Annotated in this window: 21 protein-coding genes; 7 read left to right on the forward strand and 14 right to left on the reverse strand. The window is 37.2% G+C overall.

Going from position 1 to position 20417, the window contains the following annotated elements; all coding sequences use genetic code 11:
• From J0M37_06900 to J0M37_06930, 7 genes are all read left to right on the forward strand, one after another.
• Positions 1-333: a hypothetical protein gene (locus tag J0M37_06900; protein ID MBN8584810.1), complete on the forward strand. Its 333-nt coding sequence runs from the start codon at positions 1-3 to the stop codon at positions 331-333.
• Entirely contained in the window at positions 330-1370 is a 1041-nt protein-coding gene (locus J0M37_06905) for an MFS transporter (protein ID MBN8584811.1), read from the forward strand. The genes J0M37_06900 and J0M37_06905 overlap by 4 nt, the downstream gene beginning before the upstream one ends.
• A complete protein-coding gene (locus tag J0M37_06910; protein MBN8584812.1) occupies positions 1363-1827 on the forward strand; it encodes a hypothetical protein in 465 nt (154 codons plus the stop codon). Before J0M37_06905 ends, J0M37_06910 begins: the two co-directional genes overlap by 8 nt.
• Before the next feature lie 14 nt (positions 1828-1841).
• Positions 1842-2018, forward strand: coding sequence for a CPXCG motif-containing cysteine-rich protein (locus J0M37_06915; GenBank protein MBN8584813.1), 177 nt, complete (start codon positions 1842-1844; stop codon positions 2016-2018).
• Between the two features lie 2 nt (positions 2019-2020).
• On the forward strand, positions 2021-2320 hold the full coding sequence (locus J0M37_06920; protein MBN8584814.1) for a hypothetical protein: 300 nt from the start codon (positions 2021-2023) through the stop codon (positions 2318-2320).
• A gap of 79 nt (positions 2321-2399) precedes the next feature.
• On the forward strand, positions 2400-3293 hold the full coding sequence (locus J0M37_06925; protein MBN8584815.1) for an RNA polymerase sigma factor: 894 nt from the start codon (positions 2400-2402) through the stop codon (positions 3291-3293).
• An 8-nt stretch (positions 3294-3301) separates the two neighbouring features.
• Positions 3302-4696 (forward strand): T9SS type A sorting domain-containing protein, encoded by a 1395-nt coding sequence (locus J0M37_06930; protein ID MBN8584816.1) that lies wholly within the window; start codon positions 3302-3304, stop codon positions 4694-4696.
• A 68-nt stretch (positions 4697-4764) separates the two neighbouring features.
• Here the strand turns inward: J0M37_06930 and J0M37_06935 are convergent, their stop codons facing one another.
• The 14 genes from J0M37_06935 to J0M37_07000 all read right to left on the reverse strand — a co-directional run bounded on the left by J0M37_06935 (position 4765) and on the right by J0M37_07000 (position 20394).
• The gene (locus J0M37_06935) at positions 4765-5571 is read right to left on the reverse strand and encodes a YIP1 family protein (protein MBN8584817.1); all 807 of its coding nucleotides are present in this window, start codon (positions 5569-5571) and stop codon (positions 4765-4767) included.
• Between the two features lie 20 nt (positions 5572-5591).
• Complete coding sequence (dapB, locus tag J0M37_06940) at positions 5592-6320, reverse strand: 4-hydroxy-tetrahydrodipicolinate reductase (protein MBN8584818.1); 729 nt, start codon at positions 6318-6320, stop codon at positions 5592-5594.
• On the reverse strand, positions 6317-7753 hold the full coding sequence (locus J0M37_06945; GenBank protein MBN8584819.1) for an aspartate kinase: 1437 nt from the start codon (positions 7751-7753) through the stop codon (positions 6317-6319). The genes dapB and J0M37_06945 overlap by 4 nt, the downstream gene beginning before the upstream one ends.
• 15 nt (positions 7754-7768) lie before the next feature.
• Positions 7769-8362, reverse strand: a complete 594-nt coding sequence (gene nadD / locus J0M37_06950; protein ID MBN8584820.1) for a nicotinate-nucleotide adenylyltransferase — start codon at positions 8360-8362, stop codon at positions 7769-7771.
• Positions 8362-9483: a glycosyltransferase family 4 protein gene (locus J0M37_06955; GenBank protein MBN8584821.1), complete on the reverse strand. Its 1122-nt coding sequence runs from the start codon at positions 9481-9483 to the stop codon at positions 8362-8364. Before J0M37_06955 ends, nadD begins: the two co-directional genes overlap by 1 nt.
• Before the next feature lie 68 nt (positions 9484-9551).
• Complete coding sequence (locus J0M37_06960; protein MBN8584822.1) at positions 9552-10583, reverse strand: glycosyltransferase family 2 protein; 1032 nt, start codon at positions 10581-10583, stop codon at positions 9552-9554.
• Positions 10580-11536: a glycosyltransferase family 2 protein gene (locus J0M37_06965; protein ID MBN8584823.1), complete on the reverse strand. Its 957-nt coding sequence runs from the start codon at positions 11534-11536 to the stop codon at positions 10580-10582. Before J0M37_06965 ends, J0M37_06960 begins: the two co-directional genes overlap by 4 nt.
• A complete protein-coding gene (locus tag J0M37_06970) occupies positions 11537-12475 on the reverse strand; it encodes a glycosyltransferase (protein MBN8584824.1) in 939 nt (312 codons plus the stop codon).
• A gap of 1 nt (position 12476) precedes the next feature.
• Positions 12477-13541: a glycosyltransferase family 4 protein gene (locus J0M37_06975; GenBank protein ID MBN8584825.1), complete on the reverse strand. Its 1065-nt coding sequence runs from the start codon at positions 13539-13541 to the stop codon at positions 12477-12479.
• Positions 13542-15104, reverse strand: coding sequence for a flippase (locus J0M37_06980; protein ID MBN8584826.1), 1563 nt, complete (start codon positions 15102-15104; stop codon positions 13542-13544).
• Positions 15105-15124: 20 nt separating this feature from the next.
• The gene (locus J0M37_06985) at positions 15125-15946 is read right to left on the reverse strand and encodes a glycosyltransferase family 2 protein (protein MBN8584827.1); all 822 of its coding nucleotides are present in this window, start codon (positions 15944-15946) and stop codon (positions 15125-15127) included.
• 62 nt (positions 15947-16008) lie between these two features.
• Positions 16009-17010, reverse strand: coding sequence for a PrsW family intramembrane metalloprotease (locus J0M37_06990; GenBank protein ID MBN8584828.1), 1002 nt, complete (start codon positions 17008-17010; stop codon positions 16009-16011).
• 73 nt (positions 17011-17083) lie between these two features.
• Positions 17084-18415, reverse strand: a complete 1332-nt coding sequence (locus J0M37_06995; GenBank protein ID MBN8584829.1) for a T9SS type A sorting domain-containing protein — start codon at positions 18413-18415, stop codon at positions 17084-17086.
• A gap of 650 nt (positions 18416-19065) precedes the next feature.
• Positions 19066-20394 (reverse strand): T9SS type A sorting domain-containing protein, encoded by a 1329-nt coding sequence (locus tag J0M37_07000; protein ID MBN8584830.1) that lies wholly within the window; start codon positions 20392-20394, stop codon positions 19066-19068.
• Positions 20395-20417 lie beyond the last annotated feature (23 nt).

Consider the following 20417-nt stretch of genomic DNA (forward strand, 5'->3'; position numbering starts at 1 on the left):
ATGCAGCTATATTTTACAGCTTTGATAATTACCATAGCTGTTGAATTTCTGGTTTATATATTTTATATCCGCTCAAAGTTAGCTGCAGTTTTTTTATTTTCTGTTATCATAAACTGTTTTACACATCCTGCAGCATTTTATATATATTCTGTATTTACTGAGAAATTTGCACTGTATGATAATTTCAATATATATTTTTTAATTATTGAATCAATTGTATTTTTAACTGAAACTGTTTTGATAAGAATGCTTTTTAATTTCACTTTCAAAAAAGCAATGCTGATATCTTTTACAGCGAATCTTGTGACAGCACTTTTAAGTTTTATTCTATGAAAAAATTAGCATTACCTGTATCTCTTGGGTTAGCGCACGGTGTATCTGATTGTTCAGCTGGTTTGATCCTGGGCAGTCTGAGCAATTCTGTATCCATATACGGAGTTGGCTCTATGGTATTATTATACAACGTTCTTGCATTTGGCGCACAGCCGCTGGCAGGTCTGTTGACAGATAAGCTAAAGAACCCAAAACTCGCTGTGCTTACCGGACTCTTCCTGATGGCAGCAGCTATCATAATGTATTTCATTCATCCTTTTTCCGCTGTTTTGTTTGCCGGCTTAGCATCCGCCGTGTTCCATGTAGGCGGGGGAGCACTTGCACTCTGTTCAACTCCTGATAGATCATCAGGGGCAGGATTATTTTCAGCTCCTGGCGTTGCCGGACTTGCAATTGGTGGTTACCTTGCAATAAGTGATATTTTCCCCGCAGCAATTATGATAACACTGCTTTCTGCCCTGGCTGTATTCATTTTCGCGCTGAAAATCCCGGTGTTGCCTTATAATTCAATTAAAGAAGAAAATGAATTTGATAAGCACGATTTCATTATGCTGATCTTACTTCTGGCAATAGCATTACGTTCTGCAGTATGGAATATATTTCAGCATATCGAACAGGGTGAAATTACCAATATTATTTTAATATCAATTTCAGCAGCAGGCGGAAAAATTTTAGGCGGGTATGCAGGTGATTTTTTCGGGTGGAGGAGATATTCATTTTCTGCTATAATTCTAGCAATCCCCTTGTTGATCCTCGGCGAAACAAGCATATATTTCCTGCTTCCGGGTATTGCCTTGCTGCAATCGGTTACCCCAATAATGGTGACTGCAATTTATAAAAATATGAAAAAACTTCCGGCTACATCTGCGGGACTTTCATTTGGACTCGCTATCGCTGCCGGCGGTTTGCCGTTTATTCAGGGGGATATTGCCGCTGAAGAATTTTCTTCACCGCTTATAATCGGGGGAGTATTGATACTGACTGCTATATTGATTTTTGTAAGTATTCAAAGGAAAGTAAAAAAAGTTAATGCTTGATAAACTGCTTAATTACAATAATATTTACCAGCAATGGATAAATAAAGGTTCTACCAAAGAAGCTGCCATAGAGCTAACAATTCAGCAATTAGACGGGCTGGAAGATATTATAAGTAATGAAGATAGCTGGTATGAGCTTCTGGAAATTTCAGCACGGGGCAGAAACTATGATGCCTGGCTGGCTATGGATTGGCCCGAAGGATTTGATGAGCTGCTGCTTTGCGTTCCATTATGCAAGCTGGTTGATTGGGAGTGCGGCAAATGTACCGTGGGGATGAGGCAGGAAAACAATTCATGCGCACATGATTATTCATTGTTCGGGTATATTGGTGAACTGGTGAAAAACGGAATGAGAAATGAACTGCTGCAGCATGTTAAAAATTCAAGAAAATTTTTAAAAAATGAAGGTTTTACCTGGAATATTCATAAATGTGAATTCGAAGTAACCAATATCTGAATTTATAATTTTAAATGGAATATTTTTATACATGTCCGTATTGCTGGCAGGAAGTTTCAATAATTTTGGATGTAAGTATTAACCGGCAAACAATGATAGAGGATTGTGAAGTGTGCTGTAATCCTGTTGAATTCCGTTATGAAGTGAAGGATTCTGAAATTATCAATTTTGAAGTAATTAAAATTCAATAAATATGTCAGATAACAGTGATCAGGTTTATGATATTATTTCAGGCAGTTTTGAACTTGAAAAAGTTAACGAGATCACAATAGAACAAATTCAAAAAGTTCTTACTGCAAGGATCCGTGAAATGCTTGATAAAAACCTGGAAAAATTACTCCATGTATTATACAGAATAGATGTAAGCCAGAAGAAAACCGATAAGATATTTAACAGTCCGTTTAAAGATGAAATTGCTGAAAATTTAGCTGCTGCTGTTATTGAACGGCAGCTTGAAAAAATTGAAACCCGCAAAAAATACAGCAGGAAATAATTTTACAAATTAAGCATTAACATCAACTTGCAGTAAGCCAATTACTGTCACAGCCCTCATTTAAAACAGTCTAATTAATATGACAGAAAATCCATTTATTGAAAAAGTATCTGCCGGCGAGAAAGATGAGCAGCTGATAGATGAAGCGCTTACAGGCAGCCGCCATGCGCTTGAAAGGCTTATTTACAGGCACCAGGCGTGGATTTACAACATTGCTTTAAGAATGGTCTTTTACCCGCAGGAAGCCGAGGATGTTACACAGGAAGTACTTATAAAGATAATTACCAAGCTTTCCACATTCCGGAAAGAAAGCAGTTTCAGAACCTGGGCTTACCGTATTGTTATTAACCAGGTACTTAATATGAAAAAATCCATGGGTGAAAAAAATCACGCATCTGATTTTGATGAATACTGGAAGATAATTGAAAATACTCCTGATAACGAACTGCCTGCCCAGGAAAATTATAAAGTTGAGATGCAAACGCTTGTTAATGAAGTTAAAGTAAGCTGTATGTCAGGTATGCTGTTATGTATGGATAGGGAACAGAGGCTAATTTTTATACTTGGCAGCATTTTTCAGGTGACTGATAAAATTGGCGCTGAGATCATGGATATGACCCGTGATAACTTCAGGCAGAAGCTTTCAAGGGCAAGGAAACAAATGCATAATTTTATGCATGATAAATGCGGCCTCATGAACAAAAATAATCCCTGCAGCTGTGAAAAGAAAACAAAAGCTCTAATAGATTGCGGTTATGTGGACCCCGAAAAATTACTATTCAATATTAATTATGTACACTCTGTTGAAAGTACTGCGGGGCTCAGGGCAGAAAAGCTTGATGAATTGCTTGAAGACCGTTCACAAAAACTATTTAGGGAAAATCCCTTTCAGGAACCTCCAGATTTTGTAAAATCGTTAAGAGTAATTTTAGACCACAAAGAATTCAGAGAAATATTCAATTTTACAAATTAATTCGATAAATGATAAAATACTATATTCTGCTCTTAGCCCTCTTTGTTTCATGTATTAATGTAAATTCTGTAACCAGGAATGTTCCTGCGCAATATTCCACAATACAGGCTGCAATTAATGCAGCGGTAAATGGCGATACTGTTCTGGTAGCGCCCGGTACTTACCTTGAAAATATTAACTTCAGAGGTAAAAATATTGTCGTTACAAGCACTTTTTTTTTAACAAATGATCCTTCAATAATTTCTTCGACTATAATTGATGGCAGCAATCCTTCGCAGCCTGATTCAGGTAGCTGTGTTATAATATGCAGGGGAGAAGATTCAACGGCAGTTCTGCAGGGATTTTCCATTACCCGCGGGACAGGTACAAAATGGAATGATGAACACTTTGCAGGACTTTACCGTGAAGGCGGTGGTATTCTGGTTGCATTATCATCTCCTGTTATTCAATTCAATATTATTCATAATAACGTAATTACAAACCTGTCAGGTGTGATCAGCACAGGCGGCGGTGGTGTTAGAATGGGTGACGGATATCCAAGATTTTTTAATAATATAGTTATGAATAATTCAGCCCGATATGGAGCGGGGATAGTATTAAATTATACAGCCGGTCAGCTAAAGAATAATATAATTTGTTCAAATTATGGATCATTGCAATATGGTGCTGGTTCTGGAGTGTGGATAAACGGAAATAATCCAAGACAAATTATCTTTATTAATAATACAGTTGCAGGAAATTCCTGTGTATCAGGTTACAGCGGGATCTATGGAGGAGCTTCAGCACTATTCAAAAATAATATAATTTGGGGAAATCCTTCTCCTGCAAATACACAGGTTTCATATTCCGCTGGTATGACTTATTCATTGATACAGGGGGTAAATTCGGGAATTGGAAATATCAATTCAGATCCCTTATTCGCTGATACTAATTATATATTGCAAAATGCTTCACCCTGTATTGATAAAGGGGATTCCGGTACAGTTTATAATGATATTCCTGACCCGGTTAATCCATTAAATGCAAAATATCCCTCTAAAGGTACTTTGCGGAATGATATAGGGGCATACGGCGGGCCGCTGGCAGCGCTCCTTACCAACCAGTTAATCGGCGTACAGATCAATTCAGCCGAAATACCGCAGAACTATAGACTTTACCAGAACTATCCAAACCCTTTTAACCCGGTCACAAAAATAAAGTTTGATCTGCCCAAAAGCGGTTTTGTTAAGCTTGCTGTTTATGATATTCTTGGTAAGCAAGTATCAATACTTGTTTATGAACATCTAAGCAGCGGAAGTTACACTGCAGATCTGAATGCTTCAGTGCTGAGTTCAGGAATTTATTTCTATACACTGCAAAGCGGCGATTTTATTACGACTAAAAAAATGATATTGACAAAATAATTCTTAATGGAATTAAAAAAGCCCGGTTAATCCGGGCTTTTCTTTTTTACATATAAACTGATGGAGGTCTACCTTCCCATAAACATACTGAAGGGACCGTATGTTGAAAGCAGTACCCAGGCTATCCAAAGAATAAATACAAAAGGTATTGTCTGAGAATTTTTTAGGTTTGAAACTTTTGCAAGTCCAATACCCGCAATGATTAAATACCAAATATTTATCAGGTCAAAATTTGCAAGCAGTGTGAACATATCTTTACCAACTGCTTCTTTTGAAACAAGAAGTACCGGTCCAATATTCATCATCAGCTTACCCATTAATACTGCAAGAACTGTATCAACAACCATCTGTATGGCTGTAATAATGGCTGTTAGCCCCAATACATTCATTATATCTACATAACCGGCTGAGCCCTTGAATATTTTCAGTCCTCCCCAGTATATCAATGCTTTTAAAAAGAAAATTATTAATACACCAAAAACTGAGCCGACTATTCCGAAAATTACGAACATAGAACCGCCGAACATTTTATCAGTATTTTCAAGCTGTTCATCTGCAGCTTCACGGGTCATTTTTCCTTCTTTAACAGCTTCATCAAACCGTTTTTTCATAGCCTCACGCTGCTGCGTTTTTATCTCAGAAACCAGCTCTTCATCGCGTGTCACCAGAATACTTGAAAGAATACTCACAACAATAAGTATCAGCAGGGGAACAAGCCAATAATTCCTTTTTGCTGAACGTTTTACAGCTTCAAATGTTTCCCCGGGTTCTGTAAATATTCCCGCCATAGCATCTCCAAGCGAAATGCTTTCCTGTGGTGCCGGCAGCTCAGTTGTTTCAACCGTATTATTTTCAGGTGATTTATTCTCTTCCATTGTTTTAAATGTTGAATTTGTTATTTTATTAATTCATTAAAAACATCTTCAAACTTGTAAAATCCTTTTTTGCCTTTTATGAATTTCGCCGCAATCAAAGCGCCTTCAGCAAAGCCCCGCCTTGATTTGGCATTGTGAACAAGAGTAATAGTATCAGCTTCGCTGTCAAATTCCACTTCATGCCTGCCAACTACATCGGTTATCCTGTGAGATCTTATATTGATCTCATTTTTTGCCGGGGAATCAGAATCACTTGCAAATGCCGACTTCCTGTTTATATTTTCCGTTAAATATTCTGCAGTCCTTAAGCTTGTTCCGCTTGGCTTATCCAGCTTTTGCGTGTGATGAGTTTCACTTACACTTATATCATATTGCGGATATTTGTCTATCAGTTTGCCGGCATTTTTTATTATCTGGAAAAATATATTCACACCAATTGAAAAATTGCTTGCATATATAAAGCCTGTCCCGCTTTTTTTGATTATATCCTTAACAACATCTGCTTTGTTGTACCAGCCGGTTGTGCCGCATACAATATCTATACCTTTTGATGAAAGATATTCAATGTTCTCTATCACGCTTGCCGGAGTAGAAAATTCAATAGCTACATCTGTGTTAACATTTAGATGTTCCTTCACCGGATTTATTACATCATATTTACCTGAAATAGTAAATTCTTCTTTCGGGGCAATTTCTTCTATTATTTTACCCATTTTTCCGTAACCAACCAAAGCTAGATTTATCATCATGCAATACTCTTTTCTTCTTTTTTTATGATTTTTTCAAATAAACCTGAATCAGAAGCCCGGTTTTCAAAAAATTCTTTGTGCAGATTCTTCAATATTGTATTGCAGTTATCAATATTCACTAAAATTGAAAAACTATGCGGATTAAAGCCAAATATAACCGATTCAGCTTTCATTCCCGGGTTGCACATAAATACACTTTGTTCAAAGTTCTCAATTGAATTCAGGTCAGACCCAACCAGTGTTATCAGTACCTTATCTTTCACAATCTCGCACTCAGAAATTTCATCGAACTCATTTTTCAGCTCATCATAATGTATCTTTGTATAAGCATTTTCGGCAATGACAATTATCAATGCGTTATTGGATGAAAGCAGAATATCAATTTGCGGCTTATGTTTAGAAAGTATGTTGAGCATCATTTCCCAGAAAATGAACTGGCTTAATGTTTCCTTTGGTTTGACCCTGAGAACTATAATGTTTTTTTTGTAGGTAACTGATTTTATGTGCTCGTTGAATTTTAGCTGAGAATTTACTGTGGTTCCCGTTGAAGCCGTGTTCTTAGAATTTAATATTTTTATTGGAATATCTTTTTTCAGTGCGGGTTTAACGGAGTTCTTATGAAGTACTTTTGCGCCGAAATTGGAAAGTTCTTCCATTTCCCTGAATGATATTTCTGTCAGTTTTAATGCATCGGGAATAATGTTCGGATCACACGTCAAAACCCCGTCAACATCTGTCCAGATCTGTATCTCATCAGCATCTGTTAAAGAACCGTAAATTGCAGCCGAAAAATCAGAGCTTTCTCTTCCCATTGTCGTGGGAATACCGTCTTCTGTCGAGCCCATAAATCCCTGTGCCAGAACAATTTTATTTTTTTCAAGCAGCGGTTTCACTATTCTATCGGCGTTTATTTGTGAAAGCTCAAAATTAGGGTACGCCCTCGAAAAATCATTGTTGGTCTTAATTACATCCTGAGAGTTTATAAGCTCAACCTCAAGCCCTTCATTTAACATTGCGTAGTATATAACATTCGATGACATAAGCTCGCCAAAAACCCTGAAAGCATCAAGTATTCTGAGTGAAAGCTCGTTTATAATTGAAAGTCCTTTTATAAGCTCAGCTATTTGCCTGTGATAATTTATTATCTTTTCTGCCGCTGCTGCTTTTAATGAGCTTTCTTTCACCAGCTCATTAATAATTACATGATGCCTGTTAATAATTTCTTCAAGCTGTTTTTCTGCTTCTTTAACATCTTTGGCAGCAGCAGCTCTGGCAATAATTTCCAGGGTTGTTGTAGCCCTGGAAATGGCTGAAACTACAACAACTTTCCTGCCGGAAGTATTTCTTACTATATTAATTACATTCCTGATAGAATCGCTATCCTGGACAGAAGTTCCGCCGAACTTCATTACTATTGTTCCTTTTTTGTTCATTAAAATGTTAAGTTTTTATTTATACAGTTCATTTTCATATATGTAATCTTCAACTTTTGAAGGTACCAGGTATTTTATTGAGCGTTTTTCCTTTATCCTGTATCGTATATCGGTTGCTGATATATCGATATTGGGAACGGGGACAAAAATTCCGCGTCTTGCATATTCATTTTCTACCTGTTGAATAAGGTAACCCGGCCTGTTTATTATTACAACTTCAGTTAAAGCGAATAATTTACCCGGGTCTTTCCATTTATGAAGATTAATAAGCTGGTCCATTCCTATAACCAGGTAAAATTTAACCTGATCATTTGAATAGCTTTCACGCAGATTTAAAAGAGTGTTTACTGTGTAATTGGGTTCTTCACCGGGCATTTTAAGCTCAATATCATTTATAATAAAATTATCATTTCCTTCAATTGCCAGTTTTAACATATTTAACCTGTGTTCACTGCCTGTTATTGCTGCTGAATTTTTAAGAGGAGGAATGCGGGATGGAATGAACATAACTTCATCCAGGTGCATCTGGTCTTTTACATTTTCTGCCATGATCAAGTGGCCGTTATGTACCGGGTCAAAGGTTCCGCCGAAAATACCTATTCTTTTCATTACTTTAACAGCTCCGAATAAATATTTTCTATCTGCGGCACAGTTTCTGAAACATCATATTGTGTTGAGTCTATCATAGCATTTTGAGCGATCTCAGCCCTAAGGTCAGCATTTTGATATAAAGCAGAAATTTTTCTGAACAGGTCATCCATATCCCTGGGATCAATTGTCAAAGCTGAATGATCCGGCTTGATCACTTCAAGCAGGTTCGGCAGCCTGCTGCATATTATCGGCAACCTTGAAGCCATCGCTTCAAGAAGTACATACGGCATACCTTCCCAAAATGAAGGAAAAACAAAAATATCAAATATTGAATAATAATCTGTCAGATTTTCCTGTTCCCCGGTAAAGATCACAAAATCCTCTAATTGAGATTCGCGGGCTAGATCCTGCATGTTTCTCAGGGTTTTGCCGTCACCTACGAAAATAAATCTCATCCGCGGGTATTTTTTTACAAGGAAGTATGCTGTTTGCAGTATTAATTTCTGGTTTTTTTGTTCATCAAATCTGGAAATATTACCAACTATAAAATTGTTTTCATCAAGCCCAAGTGATTTCATGAGCTGAGTGTTTTTCTTCAGGTTTGCAAATTTACCTGTATTTATTCCGTTTGGAATAATATCGGTTTTTGTTCTGTCAGCTATCCTGTTCTTTACAGCGGTAAGAAAATCATTGTGGGTTTCGCATATAGTTCTATCCGTAAACTGAACAAGATATTGTTCAATTGATCTGGATACCTTCTTCCGCAGTAAATTACCGCTGTTTATGTAATGTATGCCATGAATTGTATGAACGCACTTCAGTTCAGGGTTATGCTTCTTTAATATCCTTCCGTAAAATCCTGCAACACCGCCATGTGTATGAATAAGGTCATATTTATTTACATCGTACAGTTCCTGTAATGGTTTCAGATATTTTGTGCGCATTATTTTGGGAAGTTCTAAAGGGTGAAATTTTGTAATACATTTTTTGACTTCCTCTTCAAATTTCCCGCCGCCTGCGGCAGCTATGGAAATATCAAAAATGGATTTATCTGCGTATTTGGCGATAGAAAGTACATTCGTCTGCCCGCCGCCTAAAAATCCGCCATCTATCAGCTGTAATATCTTGAATTTTGCCAAAATTTTCCTGTTAGATAACAAAAATAAGCATTAAAATTGATTGTAGTAAGTGAAATGCGGAGTATAATTTAAAGGGATTTTTCTTTTTTTTGATAATATTCAACAGGTTTTATACCTGTTAACCTTGAATAAAAGTAGGAAACAGAATTTAACAGGCCGGCAAATGGTGAATCAACATTTAATACTTTACTGGACATATATTTGATGATCTCATTTTCATTCTTCAATTTAAATTCTTTTAATGCTCTTCTTTTTTTAAGCACAGCCGGAAGATTAAAATAAAACCACAAATATGCCTTTATCACTCCCGTGAAAGAAAGCTCTTTGGAAAAAACTGCCTGTATAGTTCTGAGTGTATGGTTAAAAGTAATATAAGGTATCATTTTTATTAAAAATGTTGCGCTGAAAAATGTATAGAGGTTCAGGAATCTGTTCCTTTCCCTGCAGAATGTTCGGAATGAATTAGCACTATGGGTTGATGAACCTTTATGGTCTACCACAGAATCCTTCACGAATTTTATCTTCATTCCTTTAAAACGGGCTTTCAGCCCCAAATAAACATCTTCCCCATAAAAGAAATAATCGCTGTCAAACGGTACACCTATTTCACTCTGCCTGAATATAACCGAGCAACCATTTGGATAAAATTCATCCTCAATATCCGGAAAAATATTCATAATATTATACATCATATATGAAACCGAGCCATTAGTTTTGTAATACTTTTCGGGAATTCCTTCAGTAATTACAAATGATGATGCAACTGTATTTCTATCTTTAACCGCATTTACAAGGCTTTCCAGCCAGCCCGTGCGGGTGATCGTATCATTATTTAGCAGCACAACCAGATCGCCGCTGCAATGTTTAAGAGCTTCATTGTTGCCGCCGGCAAAACCCAGGTTTTTATCAGAGCGTACTATCTTAATTCTGCCGTCAGAAAAGGTTTCTTTTACATACTCGCAGCTTCCGTCAGTGGAATTATTATCAAACAGAATAATTTCAAAGCTGCTGTATTGCTGTTTCAGCACAGAGCTTAAACACTCGCCAAGGAACTCTTTGCCGTTATAATTTAATATTATTATAGATACAAGCTCGTTCATTTAACAAATAAACTTTTTATATACTTTGCGGAAACTTTCCTGTTTCTCTGAATTTCAAACCTTTCAGGCAGCTTTGTAATTGCAAGTAACGACCCTCTGATATAACCCCTCAATGCCCTGAAAAAAATTGTAAATGAATGAAACCTGATAAATGAGTAATACCTTTTTAAACGCGCTATAAAAAATAACGGCTGGTATAAAAGATAAACTGAAAGCGGATAATTTTTTATCCGCATAAGGATCAGGTTGCGTTCGCACATCTCAGTCTGGAAGCCGTGCGTGGCTACCGAACTGGTTCCCCCGCGTTTGTGATAACAAACCGCAAGCGGTTCATACAGGCATTTAAACCCGGCAAGCTGCGCTCTGAAGCTGAAATCAATGTCTTCGTAATATGCAAAGAAAGTTTCATCAAAAAGCCCGGTTTTTTCAAATACTTCTTTTTTGTAGAAAGCAGCGCCGGCGCATGATCCGAAAATATATTCAGGCTTATCATATTGACCCGTATCTTTTTCACCGTTACCACGGGCAAGCGGCGAGCCGCCGTTTGCTTTTATAAAATCACCGCAGTCATCAATAATATCCCTGTTAAAATAATTCAGCATTTTTACTGCAAGTATATCTGCATTTTTTAATTTTATTGAATCTGTTGCGGTTTGGAGAAAACCGGGTTCAAGCTCTATATCATTATTCAGAAGCAGTATAATATCACATTCAGGAATCGTCAGTGAATGCTTTATTCCTTCATTAACCGCTTTTGCAAAGCCTGAATTATACCCAATTTCAATTACTTCTGCTGAAGGAAATTCATCTTTTGTATATTGAACCGAATTATCCCTCGAGCCGTTATCGCATAAGATCACTTTGTAATCCTGCAATGTTTGCCTCTTCAGCGAGGCATAACAGGTTACAAGATGTTCAGATCCGTTATAATTCGGAATTACTATACTTATCATTTACTTTTCATTGAATAATTTTAATAAGTGATCATGTTTCTTATAACGGTAATCATCTTTATTGCCGAATATTCCTTTAATATTTTCAATAAATATAATGAAATATGAGTTTATTTTTATAAGAAATTTTAATGTCCGCGCTTTACCTGCGGTATAATTCTTACTGAAAAATGTATACATGCTGTATATAAATCTGCCGTGCAGCCACCAGTTATCATTAGTCTTAAAGCTTGAACCTCCCAGGTGTGTTACCTGTGTATTTGTATCAACAGCCAGCAGGTATTTTTTATAAATGCTGTATGAAAGGTCAACATCTTCGAAGAAAAGTATATACCTTTCATCCATAAACCCTGCTTCTGAAAGGACCTGCTTTGTGGTTAGAAAAAACGCGCATGGTATCTGTTCGGTATAGAATATTTTCTTTTCTTTTACATCTATTTCCTGGTTTTCAAGATACCGGTTCATCCTTGATGCTGATTTATTAAATAATGGCGCTAATACAGAGAAAAAGTAAACAAATTGCATGATTGTCGGGTACCTCTGGAAATAATTCCGCTGAAAATTACCATCAGTACCTCTTAGCGCGGGAGATATTGCACCAATATTTTCGTTTCTTTTCATTGCTAACACTAAGCTTTCCAGTACGGGTTCGGTAAATATTATATCAGGATTCATAATAAGCACATACTCACCTTTCGCCTTCTTAATTCCCAGGTTATTTGCTGCTGAAAAGCTTATTAATGAATCAGTAAAAATTGATGAAATATTATTTTCTTTTCCTGTTAATTCTTTAATTATTTCCCGTGAATCATCTGAAGAAAAATTATCAATAATAATAATTTCCGGTTTTATGGAATTTTCATTCATCAATACGGAGTTTATACAATTCTTTAAAATTGCCCCGGTATTATGATTTACTATTATTATTGATATTAACAATTTACCTGATAAATTTTTCAAAATGAACTATACTCTTATCCCAGTTCATGAACTCCCTGATGTGAATATATGCAGCTTCAGATATTTCCTTTATTTTTCCGGGATTATTTATCAAAAATTCAGCTCCTTTAAATAATCCGTCCTTATCTGCCGGATCAGCGTGAATTGCTGTTATCAAATGTTCTGAATACTCAGGTATGGCAGCAACTTTATTAGCCACTATTGCGCATTTACATGCCATAGCCTCCGAAGGAGGCGAACCAAATCCTTCAGTAATGCTGGAAAATAAAAAAATATCCGTTCTGCTGTAAATATCAGTTAATTCTTTATCATTTGGATTTTCAGTAAACTCAATATAATCCGGCATAATATGGTATCTCTTAACTCCAAATGCCCTGAATTTCAATTCCGGATATTTTTCTTTCAGCTTAATACATGTATAAATTGCCCTTTCAACATTTTTGTTCGGCAGGCTGTGATCCTGAAATGCAATTACAGGAGGCTCATTGTAAATTTTATTATCATTATAAAACCTGTTCCTGTCAAGCCCTATATATATCAATTCAGAGTCAGAGCCGAACTTATCCATTAAAAGCTTCTGCATGTGCCTGCTGCAGACAATCCTTTTCAGCGGCAGGGTGTATGATCTGTCAACATACTTCACATTTGAATTCCATATTTCATAGTCCTGTATCAGGTAATATTTCCTTCCTTTTGAACTGCTGAAATGATATACCGGGTAAGCTGTTGGCCATGATGTTGCAATTGAAACATCAGCATCACGAACAAACATATTATGCATTACAGGTACAAACTTAACCTTAAACTTATACGGATAAATATTTGATGGCAGCTTATTTTTACCCGCGGTTAACCATTTTAATACTGTCTTAACCTGGTATTTAAAATAATACCATTTAATCCTGTTCTTGTGCATATTGAAAGGAACTACCGGAGTATACAACACCACGTCGTGGCCTCTCCCCAGCAGCCTGTTTGCATACTGAAAAATTATATTCATGCCGCCTGTACGGTTTATTTCAGGAACTATGAAATTAACCTTCATTTACTGCCGTTTCCTTAAAGGATTGATCAACCTGAGCATTTTAAAAAGATTTTCCCTGTCACGATTGTTTAAATAACCTGATTTCCACAATAAAATTATATAAAGCAAAAAGATAATCGCAGATGTAGTTGTGATCAAAATAATTCCTGTAATCCTTTCACCCGAAAATGCGAAATATTTTTCTGTATAATGAAAAATCAGATAAATAACAGAACAAACTGCCCCGGCAATTCCAAGAGGCTTCAAAAAACTTCTGAACATGAATTTTAACGGATTTTCTTTGAAATATCCGGCAGAGGTAAAATAAATATATGTTGATGCAGCAAGAGTTGCAGCGGTTGTACCGATTGCCGCTCCTACGATTCCGTAATATTTTATGAGTATAAAGCTTAATACCAGGTTCACTGCAAGGCTTATTATACCTTCATACATAAGATACTTTGGTACACCAAGATTCGGGATGATTGAATTCCCCGGTGCGGAAATAAGCAGGTTTACCAGCTGTCCAAATGCAAGTATCCTTAAAAGGTAAACTGATATTTCATAACCCGGACCCATCCAGGTATTTATCAGCAGGTCCGCAAAGATCAATATATATAAAAAAATAGGAGCTGAAAAAACCGTAAGGTATTTTGTCGCTTCAAAAAAAAGCTCATTAAGCCTGTTTTCCTCTTTCCTGGCATTTAATTCAGCTGCTACAGGCGCAACCTGCTGGAATAACTGCAGAGGAAAAAATTTCCCCAGGCGTGTAACGCGGTTTGCAAGGTTAAAGTATGTTACATTTCCTAGTGTTGAAAAATATCCTAAAAGGAACTCATCATACTTTTCAGAAAGAAATGCTGAAAACCTTGAAACCTGCATTTGCAGCCCGAATTTACCCATCTGCCTGAAGGTTTGCCTGTTCACATAAGCGGGAGATATCTTAATGGCCGGCACTTCCTTAAGGGCAAGAATAATATTAAAGAATACACTTACTGCAACTGCACCCAGCTGTGAGTATAAAATTCCTTTTAAGCCGTATCCGGAAACTAGCAGTATGTAAGTTATAATAAAATTCAGAATATTTATTACCAGTCCAATTATACTGTTAAGGTACATTTTCTGTATGCTGATAAGTACTGAAACAAAAATTGTGCTGGATGTTGCAGTAAAGAATATCACAAGGCTTATATATAATGAAAACCTGGCAAGCTCAAATAGATCAGGGGGAATATTTATCAGCCTCAAAATGCTTTCTGAAAAAAGTATTACAACTATACAAATAAGCAAAGTGAATGCTATATAAAAAAACAGGCCTGTGTTTATTGTTTTATTCAGCTCATCGTGATTTCCCCGGTTGTAATGCTCGGAAATGAACTTAATAAATGAAGCTGAAAAGCTGAAATCAAGCAGACCGAATGTGCCGATAAATCCAAGTACAATTGCGTAAATACCAAACTCGGTTTGCCCAATGTACATTATTATAAGCGGAGTTAATATGAAAGGGGATAGGAAGCCGAATGCCTGAGCCGCAAAATGGTAAAAAGTATTTTTAATTACTTTATCTCTTAATGATGATGACATTCGGTATATTTATTGGCGTTTTAAGCTTTAATTGATGATACTACTATGAGCCTGAACGCTAAAATAGGGTATAAAAACTTAGCCTTAAAGCCAAAATGTCTTGAATAATACCTGTAAATATCACTGTACATTATCTTCCTTAAAGAAAAATCCGCGTTTTTTGTGGAGTGGCTGCCGTAATGGATAATTGATACCGTATGCAGAAAATATATCTTTTTGCCGGCAGCCCATATACGGCTGCAAAGATCAACATCATTATATAATATCCTGTATGATTCATCAAACCAGCCGATCTCCTCAGCCAGTTCTCTTCTGATCATTAAAAATGTAGCCGCTGCCTGCTCTACCGGACATGTCTGGTTATAATCAAAAGATGCCATATCATATTCCCGGTTCAGCTTGTTAAAAGAAAGATATGTGTAAAATGCGTTTTTTAGTTTTGGGAATTTTTTCAGGCTGTTCTGAACAGTACCATCGGGATTTAACAGCCGGCAGGCAACTGCCCCGGCATCACTTGTATTATCAAGAAAGCTCACACATTCTTTCAATGTATTTTCCAGCATGATAGTATCGCTTCCCAGCAGAAGTACATATTTTCCTGAAGATACTTTCATCCCCTGGTTACAGGCTTTGGCATATCCAAGGTTAACGGAATTTTCTATCAGTGTGATCTTATCCTTCATGCCGCGTAAATACTCTCTGCTGCCGTCACTTGAAGCATTATCTATTACAATGATCTCATATTTCAGAACTTCTGCCGGGGTTGTTTTAAAAATGGAAGTTAAACATTCTTCTATAAGAGTGCGTGTATTCCAGTTCGCAATTACTATCGAAAGTGTCATTTATTGAAATAAAAAGCCAATCCTATAACGGATCGGCTTTTTTATGGGTTATAAAAAAAATTTTACTGTGTTTTTTGCTGCTGATAAAACACCATAGTATATATTCTGTTCCTTAAAGCGTCAACTTCACGCTGGTAAACCGCCTGTTTACCTGCTTTCAGGGTCTTTGCCTGGTTTTTACGGATAGCAAGCTTTATAGCCGTTTTAACATAATCCTTGTGGTTAATATGTGAAGCAAGCCATCCTTTTTTGCCGCGTTTTGATGTGTAAGGAAGGTGTGCCAGGTGTTCTTTGGGGATATAACCTGTAGTATTTGATTCGTCAGTTAACTCTCTTAATATAATTTTGCCTTCATTATGAACCGCGAACTGAAATACTACGAATATTATTATTACAGACATTATCATGAATGCAAACCCTATAAGTGCGGTTGAATTAAAGCTTACCATCAGATTCCACATAAAATGCATGAACATTGCAAGCCCGAGGCCAAGCGGTATGATAGTCATTTTTGCCAGCATACCTTTGAATTTAGCATAACCTATTGCAGCGCCAAATACTGCCTGGCAGCAGCAATGCAGTACTGCAGAAAATAATGTCCTTATTATTATCAGCATAAAAAGCCCTACATAATCCTGAGGAAAGCTCATAAAATACAGGAAATTTTCAGTCATGCCAAAACCCAGTCCAACAGCGCCTCCGTAAACTGCGCCGTCAACAGGTCCGTCAAAATTTTTGCTCAGCGCTATCATTAACAAAAATATTCCTTTTGTACTTTCTTCAACAACCGGGGCTACTATTACCGCGCCTGCAAGATTGTTAAATGTGCCTGCATCTGAATCATTGGCAAACTGGTATATAAACTCAGATACTCCAAGACCCATGATCATACTTCCTATGATACCGAAAATTATTGCACCGGTTGCTCCCCATGCAAAATTCAGACTAACCAGCCAGAATGGCTCTCGCTCGTACCTGTCCATCCACCAGATAATGATCAGATACATTATCATCGGAACAACAGAAAAGAAACCTGCCAAAAAAAGATGTATTAACGGATTCATATATTATTTATTATTTATTATAACGGGTCAAATATAACTAAACAATTGTGAATTAACAATTAATCATTAAACTTTACTTTATTAATACCATTTTTTTAGAAAGGGTTATATCTTCGGCTGAAAGTTCGTAAATATATATCCCTGATGCGTATGAGCTCATATCCGCTGTTTCAATATAGTTGCCTGTGGAATGGTAAGAATTAACCAACACTTTTATTTCTTTTCCGTTCAGGTCATAAATAACAAGTTTTACATTACCTGCAGCCGGAACAGAATATTTTATTGAAGTAACCGGGTTAAATGGATTAGGATAGTTTTGTTCGAGAATGTAATCAACAGGTACAGTAGTATTTTCCGGGTCTAAACCGAAAGGTTCTCCTTCATATTTTATCAGTTTCCCGTTTGTTGCAAGCGCATAGGCGCAAATTGAATTTTCTGTTAATTTATAAAGATCCATCTGCCTGAAATTATTCACATCTCCGGTATTCATTGATTCCCATGTTTGGCCGTTGTTTGAAGTTCTTTTCATAAATCCTGATGCCATAAAATAAATTCCGGTTCCGGGAACCCACTTTACTATACCAGCAAAGGTCAGGTTGGTTCCTGTATTTATTATTTCCCAGTTGTTGCCTCCGTTTGATGTTCTGGCTATATCAGGCGCAACTGCATCGCTTAATGCAATTGCGTTCAGCTTATCATTCTGGAATGCGATTGAAGGCACTGATGTTCCGGGAATACCAAGTGTTTTAACAGACCAGCTTACACCGCCGTTTGTTGTTATATATATTTTTGCCGGATTTGTTATCAATCCAAATCCGTAAAATAAACTATCAACTACAAACAGAGAATTTTGTGTTATATATGGAGCCGTTTGCGGCGCTTTTGTTACGTGCCATGTTTTACCGCGGTCAAAGGTTTTTGCCACCCAAAATGAATCACTGCTAGTAGAAGGGTCGCTTACTATCACTCCAAAGTTCGGATTGGTTTTGCTGAACTGAATTCCGCTGATAAATCCGTTATTACCCCCTGTGGAAAGCATTACCTGCCAGTTAAGTCCGCCGTTAACAGTTTTATATACCCTGGCATTTCCGCCGCTGCCGCCGGCTGAACCGCCATCACCGGCAAATATTGTATCGCTGCCCAGCGCGTAAACACTGTAAAGCTCATTTGTGTTGATATTACCTGTAATATTTATAAAGTTTAATCCGGAATTTGTTGTTAAAAATATTTTTGGAAAGTTGTTGGAACCCCCTGCAATTACAACCGTGCTGCAGTTAGGTACTGAAACGGAAGGAAAGCTTCCCAGCTCATTTGAGTTTAACTGTGATACTGTTGACCATTGGGTATAAAGGTTTGCCTGTAAAAAAATGAACGGTAATATAAGCCAAAGGGCGTATTTTTTCATGATTTTGGAGTAAAAATTTAATTTTATTGCACTAATCTAACGATTATTAAAAATAATCTCAACTGAAAATGAAAAACCCCGATTTAGTGATGTCAAATCCCGTACTGCGGCAGGTAGTTGCATGCGGTTATTTTATATGTTTGTCATACCCGCGAAAGCGGGTATCTAGTGGATAATTAAAATTTATGAATGATGAACGGAAAACTACTATTTAAAATTTCAACAAATAGGGGAGTAGAGAGGGGGTAGCAAAATAGAATATTAAAAAACCCATTGGTAAATAGACGAAAATCCTTGTTGAATGCGGCAAAACTTTATGATCTAATGTCACCCCTACGGGGTTCTGATTGTCTTTTTCTTATCGTTCTACAAATATGTCACCCCTACGGGGTTTTCAATATGTCGTAAACCAATTGCCGTAGGAAGGCACCTATCCGCTTGTCATACCCGCGTAGGCGGGTATCCAGACTAATATTTCTTTCAATGTATAATCCACGGATAACGATTATACATTATAGGAAAATTGTATTTATATTTTATGTCACCCATACGGGGTTAAGATTTTTTTTCGATGTAAGTGGTTAGTTCATACATAAAAAAAAGAGGCTCTCTTTTCAGAGAGCCTCTTTTAAATCTGTTTTTTTGCTTTTTTACTTAACTAACATCATTTTCTTTGTATCTGTGAATCCGTTTGAATTCAAAGTATAGAAGTAGATACCTGATGAAAGTCCGCTGAGGTCTACGTTTTCAACGTAGTTGCCTGCAACGTGATCTTTGTTAACAACAGTCATAACTTCAACACCTAAGCTGTTATATACCTTTATTGATACATTACCGCTTACAGGAACTGAATATTTGATTGTTGTTGAAGGATTGAACGGATTAGGATAGTTCTGTTCAAGAGCGAATTTTGTCGGTGTTGTAGTATTACCCGGGTCAATTCCTACCGGACTTGAAAGTTTTACAACGCTTCCGTCACCTGCAACACAATATCCATTAATTGTTCCGCTGTTGTTCTGAACTGAAATATCGAAGAATCCGGTGATTGCAGAAGTTGTCATACCAATCCAAGTTGTTCCGTTATCAGTGGTCATTCTGATACCGTTTGTAGTAGCTGATGTAGCTAGGAAACATATGTTTGTTCCCGGAACCCATCTTAATACGTTTAATGTGCTTGTTCCTGTACCGCCTGTTGAAACAGTTGTCCAGGGACCGCCGGGTCCGTTGGTTGAACGTGATATATTCGGATAGGAAGCGCTTGATATAACAAGACCGTTAAGCTTGTTATCGTTAAATGCAGCGCCTGATGTGAATGTACCTGTTACGCTTACGGCTGTTCCGGTCCATGTTGTACCGCCGTTTGATGTCCAGCCAAGTCTTGGAGCTGTGCTTGCACCGCTGCCGTAGAACTGGTTATCAATACAGAATACTGCAGGTAATGAACCGATCGTGAAACCAACACCGGTCATGTTCTGGAGTGTCCAGTTTAAACCGCCGTTTGTGGAGGTGAACATAACTGCTGTTCCGGCAAAAGCGTCAGACTGTGCAATTAAAAAGTTCGGATTGGTAGAAGCTTTAACTATACCGTTAAAGAATCCGCCTGAACCGCCTGTTGTTAAAACTGTTGTCCAGGTTGTTCCGCCGTCAGTGGTCCTTTTAATATTAGCAGATCCTGATGCGGGGCCATCACCAACTAAAAATGTGTTTGCGTCTATCATGCAGCCTGCGTAAAGCTCGCCGCCTGATAAGTTACCTGAAGCATTTACAAAGTTAGCTCCGCCGTTTGTGGTTTTGAAAACTCTTGGTGCACCGGTAACGCCGCCTACAACTATAGCGTTGTTTCCGTCTAGACAGTAAACACCAGGGTTTGTACCAAGACCGGTGATCTGGATTGAACCTGGGCAGTATGTCCACTGTGAAAAGGTATTAGCAGCAAAAATAAAAGCTGCAGCCAATACAAAAAGTTTAAGAAATTTCATGTAGTAATTACCTCCAATAATTC

The sequence above is a fragment of the Ignavibacteria bacterium genome, assembly GCA_017303675.1.
GTDB lineage: Bacteria > Bacteroidota > Ignavibacteria > Tepidaquicellales > OLB5 > OLB5.